Here is a 14,473-nt window from a genome sequence, read left to right as displayed (position 1 = left end):
CCATGTCGTCTGAAAAAAAATATCATGCTTTGATCCCGGATAAAATTTTCATGGGCGCGGCTGCTGACGTTGAATCGATGGTCAAAAACGAAGGCATTGAAGTGGTCGTGGATCTTCGCGGGGAAGCGACGGAATGTGCCTACCCAGCGGCGAATGCGAAATGGATTCAAATTCCGTTAGCGGACAACTCTGCTGTGCCGCAAGAAAAAGCTTTTGAACAAGCGATCCAGGCCGTCACCGAAGCTTACCAGCAAAACAAGAAAGTTGCCTTTCATTGTGGCGGAGGAAAAGGACGGACCGGTACGGTAGCCGCTGGCACCTTACTTGCTTTGGGCTTAAGTGTTACGCTCGACGAAGCCGAGGCGAAGGCAAAGAGCATTCGCAGCATCATTGATATTAAGCCATCACAGAGAGAATCCCTGAACAAATTATATCCCGGTAAATAAGTACGCAAGAAACCACTCAGGCCGAGTGGTTTTCTTTTTGCGATTAAAATATTTGCATAATGCAAATTATTCGTGTATAACTAAGACATGAGGTGAAACCACAGTGGAAAATGCTCGCGAACTATTTCAAATCATGACACGCCGTTTTGGGTTTCTCAATAAAAGTTGCTGTTCGGCCGGTGGATGCGATATTTCCTTGGTCCAAAGCCATATTCTTTACGAAATTGACCGTCAGCATAAACCGTCCATTCAGCAGATAGCAGAGGCGTTAGGTACTGATATTACGACCTTTAGCCGACAAATCCAATCGTTAATCAAAATGAATTTAGTGAAAAAATCGCCTGATCCGGACGACCGCAGGGTATATGTGCTTTCGCTCACGACAGAAGGTAAATACGTGGCCACGACGATTGACCAGCAAATGAACGCTTACTTAGGTGAAGTGTTCTCTCATATGAACGATTTTGAAAAAGAAACGGTCATACGCTCCATTAAACTTTTGAATGAGGCCATGGCGAAATCCAGCCAATGCTGCACGACCCCTTTGGGGTGATTTCTTTTCTCTAAAACTTGTAAATTGCAAATAAATCGGAGGGCATTGGTATGAATAAGGTATTAGATACGATTGTTATCGGAGGGGGGCAGGCGGGTCTTGCTTCCGGATATCATCTACAGAAGCAGGGACTTCAATTTTTGATTTTAGAAGCAAGCGACCAAGTAGGCGGTTCCTGGCCGCGCTATTACGACAGTCTAAAATTATTTTCTCCAGCACGCTTCGCGTCGCTACCGGGCATGAAGTTCCCAAGCGAGCCGAACCGGTATCCACATAAAGATGAAGTCACTCTCTATTTGCAAGATTACAGCAGAACGTTTCAGCTGCCGGTCATGACCAATCAGCGTGTGGACTCCATAACAAGGGACGGGGAGGGGTTCACGATTATCACGATGGCAGGGGATACGTTTTGGTCCCGAACGATCATTAATGCCACCGGATCATTTCACAATCCATTTACGCCAGCTATAACGGGACAGGGGGCTTACCAAGGCCATATCCTTCATTCCTCCGCATACCGGACTCCGGAGCCTTTTATCAATCAAAGAGTGGTGGTGGTCGGGCGTGGCAATTCGGCCGTTCAGATCGCCGTCGAGCTGGCCGAGGTAAGCAAGACGTCGTTAGCTGTACTACGGCCCGTTCAGCTCATGAAGCAAAAAGTGTGGGGGCAGGATCTTCATTTTTGGATCAAAGTGACGGGTATAGACACCTTTCCCTTTTGGCGATTGGGCAAAACTGCACCGAGTTCACCTTCGGTCATTGATTTGGGCCAATACAAGGAGCGACTGGCCGCAGGAAAGCCGGATCAACAACCGATGTTTACGTCCTTTTATGAGGGTGGCATCATTTGGCCAAACGGGATAAAGGAACCGGTGGATACGGTGATCTTTGCGACCGGATACCGACCGCATATTCCCTACCTTCAAGCGATTGGCGCGCTGCATGCAGAAGGAAGGCCATTACATAAAGCGGGCGTAAGCACCGTCCCTGGGCTTTATTATGTGGGACTCGAAGGGCAGCGTTCCTTTGCTTCTGCGACTTTAAGGGGGGTGGGGCCGGACGCAGCATTTGTTATCGGAAAGCTGTTACGTCATCTGAAAAGCTGAAATAGCCTATCTTTACATAAGGGAGTGTGGCCCCTATGAATCTCAATCGGTACGTTGCGGAAACGCTCATGAGACAGAAGCAAGACGATATTGAACGATCCGCTAGGGAAGCTTGGAAATGGTCCGAAGCCACGCAAAAGCAATCGGGAAGATTCTTTCGGCGGCGGCAAATCGCGACGGCAACACCAACGGCTTGCTGCGCTACTGGCTGCTGTTGATTATATAAAAATTAACCTAAGGGAGTGATTGTTCATGACTCAAGTAAGTAATGATCAAATTCGTCAAAATGTTCGCAGCCGTTACAAAGAAATTGCTTTGCAGCCGGTAGAGGATAGCTCCTGCTGTGCGCCAACTTCCGCAAGCTCCGGCTGCTGTGATGCGCCGGTGGATTACGCGGATGTGTCTGCCAAGCTTGGATATTCGAGCGAAGAATTAACCGCTGTTCCGGACGGAGCAAATCTTGGTCTTGGCTGCGGTAATCCCCAAGCGATTGCCGAACTCAAACCGGGCGAGGTCGTGCTCGACCTTGGCAGCGGCGGTGGTTTTGACTGTTTCCTCGCCTCGCGTCAAGTCGGAGAAGCCGGTCGCGTAATTGGCGTAGACATGACGCCGGAAATGGTAAGCCGCGCCCGCACTAATGCCACCAAAGGCGGCTTTACGAACACCGATTTCCGTTTAGGGGAAATTGAACATTTGCCTATTTCCGATCAAACGGTGGACGTCATTATCTCGAACTGCGTGATCAATCTTTCCCCGGCCAAGCAGCAAGTGTTCGACGAAGCGTTTCGGGTGCTGCGCTCCGGCGGCCGTTTGGCCATTTCGGATGTTGTCACAACCGCGGAACTGCCTGCGGAAATCAAAAACGACCTGGATGTGATGTATTCGGGTTGTATTTCAGGAGCTTCCTCCGTTGATGAAGTCAAAGCCATGCTAACCCGAAGCGGATTTACGGATGTGGTCGTGGAGCCGAAGGATGAATCGAAAACATTTATCAAGGATTGGGTGCCGGGATCTAACGTTGAAAATTACATTGCTTCGGCAGTAATTACGGCCGTTAAACCATAATGGTATCGCCTTAAACGTTCGATGATCGTAAAAAAGCTCCTGCAGCTGCAGGAGCTTTTGCTGTTGCTCTCTATTAAACAGCTTAGATCCGAATACGGCAATGTTGCCATGGTTGTGGATGGGGTTAATGATGCGCCGGCGCTTGCGGCTTCTACCATAGGGATCGCCATGGGTGGAGCCGCTACCGACACCGCCTTGGAAACCGCAGACGTTGCTTTAATGGGGGATGATTTAAGGAAACTTCCATTTGCGATAAAACTTAGCCGTAAAGCTCTAAATATCATCAAGCAAAACATTACCTTTGCGCTTGCTATTAAATTGATTGCTTTACTGCTCGTTAATCCCGGCTGATTAACGCTTTGAATCGCCATTCTGTCCGATATGGGGGCAACGCTTTTGGTCGCCTTAAATGGTTTGCGCTTGATGCGAGTGAAACAATAAAGGTGAAAGGCTTCCGGGTTGTCAAAAAAGCTCCTGCATCTGCAGGAGCTTTCTTTGCGATTGTTCGCCTTTTTTGCGTCCGGAAGATCGATCGCTTATGTTTACTCCGGGGTTCTGAAGACCTCTTTTAAAATGGCCAGCGCCTTTTGTTGAGCGAATTTGTCCTGCTGCGCAAGAAACAGATTGATTTCCATGATCGTTTCCGTTGGCGCTTTCATTCTGACCTGGACACAGCCCTGCCCAAGAGCACAAGTGAGCGGTAGAGGGGATATTGATTCATATCCAGACCGATTTCGACCGCGATCATTTCTGCCGTTCGTCTGGCTACGCCAGGAATGGTGTCAAGCAGGTTCCAGGTCTTCCTCAAAAGGGAGCATACGCTTCTTGATCTCTTAATCCAGCCTACTTATTTCTTCATCTAAATAATCGATGTGCCTGAGTTGGGCACCCAGCATAAGTTTCAGATGAGGACCCATCAAGCCGTTGAACATGGTTTACATCCGCTTTTTTGCTTTTCAGCTTTGGTTTGGCCAGTTCGGACAAGGTGCCCGGGTCCGTTTCGCCGGCGATCACGGCTTCAATCATGGGGCGTCCCGACTTTCCAAGGCCTTTTCTATCATATTTATAACCAAGCGAAATACCTCATCGCCAAAAAGGTTAGCCGCCTTACGATGAGGTTCGCTTGTTTCAACCGAAACAAGTTCATTGTAGCCTCTTGCATATGGAACTTCAATAGCCATTTTAGTGCTTTTCCTCGATTGAGTTAAAAATATCCTTAGTTATGCGATGGATCATTTTGACATCCTCTGTTTTCTTAACTTTTAAGAATTGATAGTGAACCTCTAAAACGGAACTTACTTCAAATTCATTTGAATTTACATCCACTTCACGAAAATCAAATAAATCACCAGGTTTTATTTCAAGAGCATTCATGATTTTCTCTAAAGAATCAAGAGAGGTATTTCGTTTGCCTCTTTCTACTTCGCCAAGGTAAGAAGTTTGAAGCCCCGTTGCAAGGCTAAGTTGTTGCAAAGTTATATCCTTGGAATTACGGATATATCGAATTTTATCACCAATAACTTTCTTTAATTCACCCATCGGATATTCTCCTTATTTTAGAGGTCTGTAATTCCGAGTAAAAATATCACTATAAGATTAAAAAGTTGATAATTATCACTTAAAGTGTTATTATTTAGTTATTATTATTAGAGGGTGATTCCAATTATTCCTAAAGTGAGAAATGTAGATACATTAATACTGGAAAATCAATTATTAGAGCAAATAGCATTTAAATTTCAAAAGATAATTTTTTATAAAAACGAGCAGTACGTCTTACTTCACCAAAATGAAAAATACAAAATGTTAAGAACAAGATATGAAGACGGATTTTTGAAACTTATTGAAATCAAAAATGAAGAATTAGGCAACGTAAAGGATTATGTCGACGGGCTTGACTTTAATATCAAAATGCATTGCTCAAACTCCAGTGAGGAATTTTGGGTTACAGGAATATGTTTCAACAAATCATTAAATGAAAGTTGTATGGATTTTGAATACAAAATTTCTAACAATGAAAGGCCATTAGATATATTGCCGTATGTTATACAGACAGGAGCCGAGCATGTATTCTTTTCAGAATGACACCTTTAACTTTATTACCAATGGTAAAGTAACGGTTAGAACATTGACTCGGTTAGGACTCATTCCAACTGGGCAATGTGTTATACCCAATCGATTCTATGAGTTTGGTTGGGGAACGTGGCTTCCTATGCCGAGTATTACATCATTACCTTACATTAGTCACTATATCGCCTGCGATTTAAGCAAAGACGATATCGTTAGGTATCTCGAACAAAAGGTGAAATCAAATACGTTTATCGATTTCTCAATTAAACTCCCTCTGAATATGTCACAAGAAGAGGAAGATGAATATGAACTATTATATTCAAGGGAAACTCAAGTCAAACGAAGATTAAAAGCAAACGGGTATAATTACCCTCAAAATATGCTTGATGTAATAAATCTCTATATATATCTTGGATTAGTTTATGAACTACAAGATGATAATACTGAGGGGCTACTTGATTTAATCATTAGGCCACTCCCTCATATTGATACAAAGCTTCTTCTCAAGTAATTATTCTATAAAATATTTCTTTTCCCATGCTTTTTTTTGTATGCGAAAAGCTTCAAGACACTTTAAGAGAAATTCGTACTCGTTCTCGTCTATTTTTTCTAAGCTTTTTTGGCCAATAAGAAAGCTGTTGGTTTTATCGGTATCTAGTGTATCTTGTGATTTTTTTGTTTGAATATAATCATTATTCAATTGTTCTTGTTGGATTAAATTTGAATCCATATTTCTGTATATTTTTAAAACAGCAACAGTTAGTGTGAGTTTATCTTGTAGAGACAGTATTTCTATTCCAACCGTACTTAGAATGGAAAGTGTAAACTGTAAATCATCGATATCTAGATCGGTCGATTGTTCTGGAATGATGTTTTTAAAAAATGCGTTGTTAATGCTCGCTCGTGATAACAAAAGAAGTGCTTGTTGAAAATGCTCTTTGTCTGAGGATATCATTATCATATCAAAAGTATCCCTGAGGAAAAAATCGATCTCCATGATCGATTTTTTTAATTGCTCCGGTGCTTTTTCCATGAATCCTGCAACAATAAGTTCGTCTGGATCTCCTCCAGTAACTTCAGCTAGGGCTAGCGAGATGGCATCGTTAGTAGGGAGTTTATGACCGTTTTTTAATTTACTTATGTAAGAACGGTCTATAGGAGATCCTCTCTCCACAAGCTTATTACATATTTCGTTGAGTGATAGACCCGAAAGCTTTATATATTGCGATAAAATCGTTGAATATCTCATGTCGGAATCCCTTCGTAATCAATCATTCCTGTTGCCTAAATTGGCAATATGGACTAATTGTACAATCTGTTGACTAGGAATACAACCGTGCTAGTATGAAATTAATAATAAATTTATAGGAAGGGGTGTTCTCTATGCTTTACATTGGTGAGTCCGATAAACGTATTTATTTGGATAAACATGAGAGGGTAATTCAACTTCCGACCTACTATATAAGGAGTCTGGCTAGGAAACCTCGTTTAAGTACTAGTACGTTACATCAGTACTCTAAATCACTTAAGTACTTTTGTGAATATGTAATGGAGCTGGGAGGCAATGATGACTATTCAGTCGATGAACTGCTTTGCGCTATTGATGGAGACCACATCGATAATTATTTTATTCAATTAAAGGAAGAAGGAATTGGAGCTTCAACCATAAGAAATCGAGATGTTGCAATAAAAGGTTTCATGGAATGGTTAACCTCAACGGAAGCAGGAACTGTTCGAGAGGAAAGTGGATACGTAAAAGGAAAACTTAAAAGCGCGGCATCTAAAAAGAAGGTTCCTAAGTATCTTACAAAGGAAGAAATCATTGAATTTATGACATTTATGCACGACGAAAGTCAACGCTGTTTAGTCCATTTTTTGTATGATTGCGGAGTTCGTGTCTCTGAGGTTCCAAGAATCAAGAAAAATGATATTCCCAATTTATCCAACTACCCAGAAGATCAAATGTACTTTGATTTGTATATAAGCGGTTCTAAAGGGAGAGGAGGAGAGGAGAAGCCCAGGTATACGCTTATATCCAGAGCGATGATTCAACGTATAAATCTGCTTCACAATAACTGGAAAACTTATATGAAAACAACGGTGAAGTTGAAGGACCCTCCATGCTTTTTAAATATTCATGGGAATGTGTTGACGGCCAACGCCATTAAAACAATGTTTCGGGCTACGGCGGTAAGAAATGGAATGGAACCAAGTAAATTCTCACCACATAAATTTCGTCATAGCTTCGCTGTATCCATACTGAAAAGTGAGCATGGCAACGATCGCTTAGAAAGACTGGTGTTAGCTAAAGAGGTTCTCGGTCACGAAGATATCAAAACGACCGAAATGTATGTGACAATTCCATTTCCGGCTTTAGACAATCTTAGAAATGAAGATGAAAAGCAAGGAATTAGATGCCGATTCGAAGAATCACAAGAAATATTTGAGCGTACTTATAAGCCTCAAAAATTACATTTGGAAAGGCGAGGCAGAATAAAGGCCAGGTGAATTTAGTTGATGAGTATTAGTAATCTAGTATCAATGCCTATAAAGCTGCCACAACCAACAATTAGTGAGCCATTGGTGCAAGTAGATTATATTTTTGAAAGAGTTGCTGCAATGAAGAACAAATCGAGACGTACAAGCATTCGATCATCATTGAATTGGTATAAGACTTTTTTAACAACTACAGCAAATTATGATGATTCTCTAGTTTCTGATCCAAGATTTTACTTAGCAAAGCATTGGGATGAGTTCGCGTTAGTTAAATTTGAAACTTTCATAAATGAGACTAATATACCTACAAATCCAAAATACATTACGTCTGCTTCAGTACATGGGATTATATATGGAATAAAGCAGGTCATGGAATATGCAATTCAGAAGAAGCTTACGGCTTCTGACCATGTGTTTCCTGTTGCTGTTCCCGACCCTGTTCGTGAAACAACGAATCATGAGGCTTACACGGATCAAGAATATGACCAAATTACTTCGGCAATGCAAATGGAATTAACTCATGTACTCAAAGTAATTGACCAAGGTCCCTATGTCAAAACCGGAAAAGGGCGTGATCCCCAGTTAAAACCTCCCCGGAAGAATGGTATCGGCTATCCTGAAGGATGGGGCTGGAAACATATTGATAATCTGCAATGGTATTTTGAAAATAAAATGAATTGCATCCCTATATTTGGTACTAAAGAAAATTTAGAAAAGCATCCTCGGTTTATATCTGTAGCCACCCAGTATTATTCACACATTGGTGGTTTAAAGGGGATTTATGCTTCATTTGGAATTACTCCCTTCGTCAAGCCAGATTTAGTTATGCCATTATTAGTTAAATTGATAGCCGAAACAGGGATGAATCCAGACTCTGTTTTAGATCTTTCTGTAGATTGTTATGAAGATGAGCATCCTTTAAGCGGAGTACCTTACATTAAATATTATAAGGAAAGAAGTTCAGGTGAAAAGGAACTTCATTTATCTTTATATGACAAAAACACTGAGGTCAAGGAGTTAAAAAATGAAGAGGCCCGAATCATAAAACGAACGATTGAGCGGATTAAACAAATAACAAAGGATATCAGGGTGGAAGCCCCGCCCCATTTGCAGAAAAAATTATTTCTTCATCAGCTATATGGCAACAGAGATCGTGGGAAGATTAAAGCCCTTGATAATGGAGTAACCTCAGACTGGTGCAAAAAAATGGTCGAGAAATATAATTTGACTAGCTCAGACGGGAAGCCTCTCAATTTTAACTTAGTGCGTTTTCGGCCAACTAGGATTACTAATTTAGTGAGAAGAGGATATGACTTTTTCGAGATCATGAACCAGGCTGGACATGCTAGTATTACAACAACTCTCCGTTATTTATCTAAGCGGAATCTTGAACTTACAGCAAGACGAGAAATTCTTAAAGCTTTAGAAACCATACATCAAAACCAAGTTTGGGCAAAAGAGAATAAGCCTTCGTATAGCAATGATGAATGTAACTCTCCAGACAATCCTTCAATCATTTATAAAGGAATCGTAGCCGATTGCAAAAATCCATTTGACCCGCCGGAGCAAGTGAAGAATAGTCCCAATTATGAGCCTAATAAAGCATGTACCCGTTTTAATATGTGCCTATTCTGTAATAATGTGATTATCATGAAGCACCATCTTCCCATGTTAGCGGTTTATAAAAAACAAATTGAGAGTTCTAACATGAACGATTTACCCAATTCATTTTTCTACGAAAATACACTCAGTATTATTGAAAAGATACTCGACCCGACAAAGAGTGAGTTTGATGAAACTGATATTGAGATCGCTGTTGAGTCGGCCAGATATATGGATGTATTCATCGATCCAGTAACCTATAAACCTGTGAGTGAGGAAACGTTATGAAACTGGCTAAATCAGAACTCATTGAATGGGAGCACGTAGTAAAAGGTACGTTTACTGTTAATCCCCAACATCCTGTATCCTCAAAGAATTATTTTGAAGAGGATATTTGGGATTTTAGAGACAGAACTAAACAAAGAATGAATTCGGTGCCCGATGATAAATTGAAGTTTGATTGGGGGAGATGGTCGCAAGAACTAACAAAGGAGATTATTAAAGATCTTAAAATAATTACATTTTTCTTATTAAAGGTACCTCGAGTTTACAGTAATACTCAGCGTAGGGGAGGGACTGGGTATAAAATTAATACTGTAGCAGGGATGATTGCGACACTAATTCGTTTCTTAGAACATGTACTTAAGGAAAAATGTTTGGATATAGTGGGAATAAAAAGTGAATCGTTTATTTCAACATTAGAGGATATTACATTAGAGGATATAAGTGAAGCACTTGATACATTTGAATATGCACAATATGGGTTAAAACAAAGTCTCCTTTTCATATGCAGTCCTGTAAGCAAACAATATATGAAATATCCAGTGAAATGGATTCCAACGGACTTAGATAATCTTGTATTTGTTAGAAGGAAAAAGCGACAGGAATTTGATAGTTATTGTGATAAACCGTTCGACGATAAATTTTTCCGATTTTTAAGTAAGCAAGCAACCCAAGATGTGTATAGTTTTCTACAAAAGTGTGATATAAAGGGGACGCTTCATGATGCAAAAAATGAAGGACTCTTTGAATGTTGCCCTGATTTAAACCAGATGTTTGAGGACTACGTTACAATCAGAGAAATCGATAAGAAGCATTCTTTATCGATGGGAAAAAGAAGACAAGGAACGAGTTTGCAGAGGCAAGTCTTCTTGAGGAAATATTATATATCTGTCAATGACTTTTCAAAAAAGCTTACACGACTTCAAAGGGCTGCAATTTATCTGCTAATTCAATATACCGGAACTAGATACAGTGAGGCTATTTCATTTAAGGTTGGTTGCTTGCGTAAACTAGATACGGGTCAAACGGTGCTACTAGGGACACAGACCAAGTTTATCCCCAGCAATGTCCCAGTAGATAGAGACCAATGGATTGCATGTCCAATCGTTATTGATGCGGTTACAGCTCTCGAGAAAATAACAAGATTTACATTTAACCAATATCTGGTTTCAAATATTTTTGCAGTGTACCGTGATGAAGAAGCGAAGCCAATGTCACTAACTGGTTTAGTAAATGCACTTAAGGACTATGTAGATGAAGTTGATACACTGAATCAGTTTAAGGACAAATCCAACAAAATATCACCGCATAGGTTAAGACATACATTGGCACTGCACATGGTTCGGGCAGAATTGGGAATTCCCTATATAACTTATCATTTGAAACATTTACACAGTGCGGTTTCCTCCGTACAAACTGTTAGTAATGTTACAATTGGCTATGGAGGAATTTCTAAAGAAATATTTAATAGTGCAACAGCTATACGGCAAACTCAACAGGATCTAGCCAGATCGCTTTATCATCCAGATTCACCGATAGAAGGCGGAAATAAAGAGAATTTTAAAAAGAGACGTGAAGAATTTTTTCAGGGTATGATGCTTGCAGGTTGGGATCTCGATGAAATCATTGATCACTTGGCGTCGAATTCATTACCCTTTGCTGATGTTGGGTTGGGGTATTGTGGTGGTAAAAAAGACATTGTTAAACCAAGCGGTAGGTTGGAACATCCACCATGTGTTGGACAACTTCAATGTAATCCCAATCAATGTCACAATGCTGTGATTACAACAGATAAAATACCTATCTGGAAAAAAGTCCTAGAAGAGAATGTAAAAAAACTCCATGATCCACAAATGCAACACGCAAAAGATATTCACATGGCGTTTGTAAAAGAGGCGAGATCGGTCCTAGAAGGGTTAGGCTTTGACGCAAATGAGGTGAGTGATTGAGTTGTCCAGATTTCATCAAGCAATTGCTGAATGAGAATTCAGAGTATGAATGGATCGAAAAAGATGATCGCCTTGAGATAACGGGTAGCCCGTATGACCAAAAGAATCAAACGGATTGGTGGAAGCAAAATGTAAAAATCAGAATCACGTTTAAAAGAATAGAGCATGAGATTAAAAGATTGCACAAGGCAGAAGAGAAAATTTCCGTTAGATTTGTAAGCTGGACGCGTATAGCCGAATTAGCCGGTTGTGACAGAAATACACTCAAGCATCCTAAAAGATTTCAATGGACTAACAGATTTCGCGAGCGGTTATTGCAAAAAATTGGTCAATTAACCGGTAACGGCTTAATGAATGAGCATGAAGAACCAGAATTAAGAGGCGATGACAAATTGGTCTTGCTAAACAAATTAGAAAAAAGCAGGATGGAAGTCGCCAAATGGGTTTATCAGGTTAAGGATATGGAACATGAGTTAAAGAAATATAAAAGATTAGCTAACATGCGCGGGAAAACCATCGAGAGGCAAAATCAATTACTTGCTGAAATGAGTAACAGAATTTTGAAAATTGAGAGTAAGGTAGAAGGGGCCAAACATAGCGTCAATGAAAATAATCTAATTCAATTTCCTTGGGAAGATAATAAACATTGATGAGTTATCAGTTGCAAACTAAGTATAAAAATTTGCAAGACGTACTGGCAACAAAGAACACAGTCCGTAATTCAAACTGGCTAAGCTAGCAGTATAGACGGCTTCTCACCGAATAATACATGGCTCTTGAAGAGCAGACTTCTGGGCATTCTAACGAGAATTTTCAAAAAAACTGCAACTTCTTAAAAACGAGCTGCGGTCAAAAAAGTATCGGGGTTGAAAAAACATGACATTGTTAAATGATACTGAAAAAGTCGCTTTATTAATCAATGTTTTAGATCGTCATATTGATAAACTTCCGGGTGAAGACACTTTTGCAAATTATCTTGAATCAATCCGTGGGTTTTTAAAGACCAAAGACCCAATTCTTCAAAAAGCGGCATTTTCTAATAGTGAATTATTTATAGATAATATTTCTCATAGTATAAGTAATCAGATTACTTTCAAACAGGCGATTGGTTCGTTAATAGCTGCATTTGATAAAGTTGAATATGCAGATTCAATGGATGCGTCTGCGATCATTCTTGAGTTTGAGGAGCTTTTGAAAAAAATGCCTATAGAAGAAGCTAAAGATATATATAAGGAATGTTGGATAGCTGAATAAAGCAGGCTAATGCAGTGTGGGAGGAATACATTATTAATTTCATAGGAGATAATAAAAGTGCATTACCACTGGATTCGCTCCGTGTAAAAATGTTGATAAGCTCACTAGAACAAGACCCCAATTTATTAAATAAAGCTATTGTGACTATACTCCTGTATACAGGTATCAGGGTAGATGAATGCTTAAGGCTACGAAGGCAAGATGTTATGCAACATATGAACTTGGTTGTCTTAAGGGTTGTATCTCCAAAGGGTATCGTACGTAAGATCCCTCTTCATAAAAATGTAGTTAGGGTAGTAGATGAATATCTAAACGAACGAGATGATTCGAGCGAATACTTGTTTGTTAAGGATCAAGTAAAAGCGTTAGGCCTTCGCCAACTCCAAAAAATTTTAGCGATGTATCAAGTGAATTCCCGTCAATTACGACAGACATTTGTTTCGGAATTGATAAGGTTGGATTACACAATGTCTGAAATTTCAAGTTTAATGTATGGTAATGAAATTATAGTTAAAAACCTTGACTCGTTATATAATGATATTTAATAATGTCTTACGCCGCGGCGAAGAAAGTATCTGAAGAGGTGAACAATGAAAGCATATCTAGATTTACTTAGTGATGTATTAGAACATGGCGTTCGTAAAGAGGATCGAACCGGGACAGGCACCATTTCCGTTTTTGGAAGACAAATGAGAATCAATTTAGCTGAAGGCTTTCCACTGCTGACAACAAAAAAATTGCATATTAAATCAATCGTACATGAACTCCTGTGGTTCTTAAGCGGTAGTACGAATGTTAAATATCTGCGTGAGAATGGTGTTACCATTTGGGACGAATGGGCCGATGAGGAGGGCAATCTTGGTCGAGTCTACGGTGCTCAGTGGAGGACCTGGCACGCCCCTAATGGTAAAATCATTGATCAAATAACGAATGTCATAAATCAAATAAAGACCAATCCCGATTCCCGTAGGCATTTGGTCAGTGCTTGGAATGTCGCAGAGGTGGACCAGATGGCTTTACCGCCTTGTCATTATGCTTTTCAATTTTATGTAGCTGAAGGCCGGCTGTCCTGTATGTTCCAAATGCGGTCTGTTGATTCCTTCTTGGGACTTCCATTTAACTTGGCATCATATGCCCTCCTAACTCATATGGTGGCGGAACAGTGTGATCTTGAAGTTGGAGATCTGATTTGGACTGGTGGCGACGTGCATATCTACTTAAATCATATTCAGCAGGTTCAATTGCAGTTAACAAGAGAGCCGTATCCTTTACCCAAACTTGTTATTAAACGTAAGCCAGACTCCATTTTTGATTATAAATTCGATGATTTTGAGTTTGAAGGATATCACTCCCATCCTGGTATTAAGGCTCCTATAGCTATTTAGGTATGAAGATGAAAAAAGGATATACGAATAAATTTTCTTCGATCAGTCGATCAAGACAGAGGTTTTTATTTTACGCGGTTAAACGAAGAGCAAAATTAGAGAAAATAACATTTAATCGGCAGCGGTGGAGATGGATGAACAGAAGGAGAACGTTTATAAGGATGGATTTTACACTTTAGTTGAATTACTTACTATAAAGCCTTTAAGCGTCTTCGTTTAGACGTATTAGAGGTTTTTTGTTATGCTACCTGATTTCTAGTCAGAGGTA

Annotated in this window: 16 protein-coding genes and 2 pseudogenes; 15 read left to right on the top strand and 3 right to left on the bottom strand. The window is 40.1% G+C overall.

Annotated features, from left to right (window positions below; all coding sequences use genetic code 11):
• Window positions 1–2 precede the first annotated feature (2 nt).
• The 6 genes and pseudogenes from ACZYR9_RS06590 to ACZYR9_RS06565 all read left to right on the top strand — a co-directional run.
• Complete coding sequence (locus tag ACZYR9_RS06590; protein WP_488977671.1) at window positions 3–446, top strand: protein-tyrosine phosphatase family protein; 444 nt, start codon at window positions 3–5, stop codon at window positions 444–446.
• A gap of 103 nt (window positions 447–549) precedes the next feature.
• Window positions 550–999, top strand: a complete 450-nt coding sequence (locus ACZYR9_RS06585; protein ID WP_488977670.1) for a MarR family winged helix-turn-helix transcriptional regulator — start codon at window positions 550–552, stop codon at window positions 997–999.
• 50 nt (window positions 1,000–1,049) lie between these two features.
• Window positions 1,050–2,105, top strand: a complete 1,056-nt coding sequence (locus tag ACZYR9_RS06580) for a flavin-containing monooxygenase (RefSeq protein ID WP_488977669.1) — start codon at window positions 1,050–1,052, stop codon at window positions 2,103–2,105.
• 35 nt (window positions 2,106–2,140) lie between these two features.
• A complete protein-coding gene (locus tag ACZYR9_RS06575) occupies window positions 2,141–2,323 on the top strand; it encodes a hypothetical protein (protein WP_488977668.1) in 183 nt (60 codons plus the stop codon).
• A gap of 34 nt (window positions 2,324–2,357) precedes the next feature.
• Window positions 2,358–3,170 carry an arsenite methyltransferase gene (locus ACZYR9_RS06570; RefSeq protein ID WP_488977667.1) on the top strand — a complete coding sequence of 271 codons (813 nt, stop codon included), beginning with the start codon at window positions 2,358–2,360 and terminating at the stop codon, window positions 3,168–3,170.
• Window positions 3,171–3,242: 72 nt separating this feature from the next.
• Window positions 3,243–3,611: pseudogene (locus tag ACZYR9_RS06565) on the top strand (cation-transporting P-type ATPase); the annotation flags it as partial.
• Between the two features lie 189 nt (window positions 3,612–3,800).
• Here ACZYR9_RS06565 and ACZYR9_RS06560 read toward each other — a convergent pair.
• Window positions 3,801–4,217, bottom strand: a pseudogene (locus ACZYR9_RS06560) (transposase); the annotation flags it as partial.
• 135 nt (window positions 4,218–4,352) lie between these two features.
• The gene (locus tag ACZYR9_RS06555; protein WP_488977666.1) at window positions 4,353–4,709 is read right to left on the bottom strand and encodes a helix-turn-helix domain-containing protein; all 357 of its coding nucleotides are present in this window, start codon (window positions 4,707–4,709) and stop codon (window positions 4,353–4,355) included.
• Between the two features lie 114 nt (window positions 4,710–4,823).
• On the opposite strand from ACZYR9_RS06555, the gene ACZYR9_RS06550 reads away from it, so the two are divergent.
• Together ACZYR9_RS06550 and ACZYR9_RS06545 are read left to right on the top strand one after the other, a co-directional pair.
• Window positions 4,824–5,252 (top strand): hypothetical protein, encoded by a 429-nt coding sequence (locus ACZYR9_RS06550; RefSeq protein WP_488977665.1) that lies wholly within the window; start codon window positions 4,824–4,826, stop codon window positions 5,250–5,252.
• Complete coding sequence (locus ACZYR9_RS06545) at window positions 5,233–5,748, top strand: DUF6042 family protein (protein WP_488977664.1); 516 nt, start codon at window positions 5,233–5,235, stop codon at window positions 5,746–5,748. The genes ACZYR9_RS06550 and ACZYR9_RS06545 overlap by 20 nt, the downstream gene beginning before the upstream one ends.
• On the opposite strand, the gene ACZYR9_RS06540 is transcribed toward ACZYR9_RS06545, so the two are convergent.
• Entirely contained in the window at window positions 5,749–6,486 is a 738-nt protein-coding gene (locus ACZYR9_RS06540) for a hypothetical protein (protein WP_488977663.1), read from the bottom strand.
• Between the two features lie 134 nt (window positions 6,487–6,620).
• On the opposite strand from ACZYR9_RS06540, the gene ACZYR9_RS06535 reads away from it, so the two are divergent.
• The 7 genes from ACZYR9_RS06535 (at window position 6,621) to thyA (ending at window position 14,205) form a co-directional block, all read left to right on the top strand.
• Window positions 6,621–7,745, top strand: a complete 1,125-nt coding sequence (locus ACZYR9_RS06535; RefSeq protein ID WP_488977662.1) for a tyrosine-type recombinase/integrase — start codon at window positions 6,621–6,623, stop codon at window positions 7,743–7,745.
• A gap of 9 nt (window positions 7,746–7,754) precedes the next feature.
• Window positions 7,755–9,623 (top strand): site-specific integrase, encoded by a 1,869-nt coding sequence (locus tag ACZYR9_RS06530; protein WP_488977661.1) that lies wholly within the window; start codon window positions 7,755–7,757, stop codon window positions 9,621–9,623.
• Window positions 9,620–11,566 carry a tyrosine-type recombinase/integrase gene (locus ACZYR9_RS06525; protein WP_488977660.1) on the top strand — a complete coding sequence of 649 codons (1,947 nt, stop codon included), beginning with the start codon at window positions 9,620–9,622 and terminating at the stop codon, window positions 11,564–11,566. The genes ACZYR9_RS06530 and ACZYR9_RS06525 overlap by 4 nt, the downstream gene beginning before the upstream one ends.
• Window positions 11,563–12,216 carry a hypothetical protein gene (locus tag ACZYR9_RS06520; protein ID WP_488977659.1) on the top strand — a complete coding sequence of 218 codons (654 nt, stop codon included), beginning with the start codon at window positions 11,563–11,565 and terminating at the stop codon, window positions 12,214–12,216. The genes ACZYR9_RS06525 and ACZYR9_RS06520 overlap by 4 nt, the downstream gene beginning before the upstream one ends.
• A gap of 226 nt (window positions 12,217–12,442) precedes the next feature.
• Window positions 12,443–12,820 (top strand): hypothetical protein, encoded by a 378-nt coding sequence (locus ACZYR9_RS06515; RefSeq protein WP_488977658.1) that lies wholly within the window; start codon window positions 12,443–12,445, stop codon window positions 12,818–12,820.
• Window positions 12,821–12,834: 14 nt separating this feature from the next.
• Window positions 12,835–13,365 carry a tyrosine-type recombinase/integrase gene (locus ACZYR9_RS06510; RefSeq protein ID WP_488977657.1) on the top strand — a complete coding sequence of 177 codons (531 nt, stop codon included), beginning with the start codon at window positions 12,835–12,837 and terminating at the stop codon, window positions 13,363–13,365.
• Window positions 13,366–13,410: 45 nt separating this feature from the next.
• The gene (thyA, locus tag ACZYR9_RS06505) at window positions 13,411–14,205 is read left to right on the top strand and encodes a thymidylate synthase (protein ID WP_488977656.1); all 795 of its coding nucleotides are present in this window, start codon (window positions 13,411–13,413) and stop codon (window positions 14,203–14,205) included.
• Window positions 14,206–14,473: the final 268 nt, after the last annotated feature.

Source organism: Paenibacillus sp. F024, from assembly GCF_057814255.1.
The sequence above is the reverse complement of the archived record's forward strand: the minus strand, read 5'-3'. Positions and strand labels throughout refer to the sequence as shown.

Coding starts and splice junctions, on each gene's coding strand:
- ACZYR9_RS06540 (WP_488977663.1), bottom strand. CDS start 6,486: ATGAGATATTCAACGATTTTATCGCAATATATAAAGCTTTCGGGTCTA.
- ACZYR9_RS06545 (WP_488977664.1), top strand. CDS start 5,233: ATGTATTCTTTTCAGAATGACACCTTTAACTTTATTACCAATGGTAAA.
- ACZYR9_RS06555 (WP_488977666.1), bottom strand. CDS start 4,709: ATGGGTGAATTAAAGAAAGTTATTGGTGATAAAATTCGATATATCCGT.
- ACZYR9_RS06570 (WP_488977667.1), top strand. CDS start 2,358: ATGACTCAAGTAAGTAATGATCAAATTCGTCAAAATGTTCGCAGCCGT.
- ACZYR9_RS06580 (WP_488977669.1), top strand. CDS start 1,050: ATGAATAAGGTATTAGATACGATTGTTATCGGAGGGGGGCAGGCGGGT.
- ACZYR9_RS06525 (WP_488977660.1), top strand. CDS start 9,620: ATGAAACTGGCTAAATCAGAACTCATTGAATGGGAGCACGTAGTAAAA.
- ACZYR9_RS06590 (WP_488977671.1), top strand. CDS start 3: ATGTCGTCTGAAAAAAAATATCATGCTTTGATCCCGGATAAAATTTTC.
- ACZYR9_RS06535 (WP_488977662.1), top strand. CDS start 6,621: ATGCTTTACATTGGTGAGTCCGATAAACGTATTTATTTGGATAAACAT.
- ACZYR9_RS06530 (WP_488977661.1), top strand. CDS start 7,755: ATGAGTATTAGTAATCTAGTATCAATGCCTATAAAGCTGCCACAACCA.
- thyA (WP_488977656.1), top strand. CDS start 13,411: ATGAAAGCATATCTAGATTTACTTAGTGATGTATTAGAACATGGCGTT.
- ACZYR9_RS06515 (WP_488977658.1), top strand. CDS start 12,443: ATGACATTGTTAAATGATACTGAAAAAGTCGCTTTATTAATCAATGTT.
- ACZYR9_RS06575 (WP_488977668.1), top strand. CDS start 2,141: ATGAATCTCAATCGGTACGTTGCGGAAACGCTCATGAGACAGAAGCAA.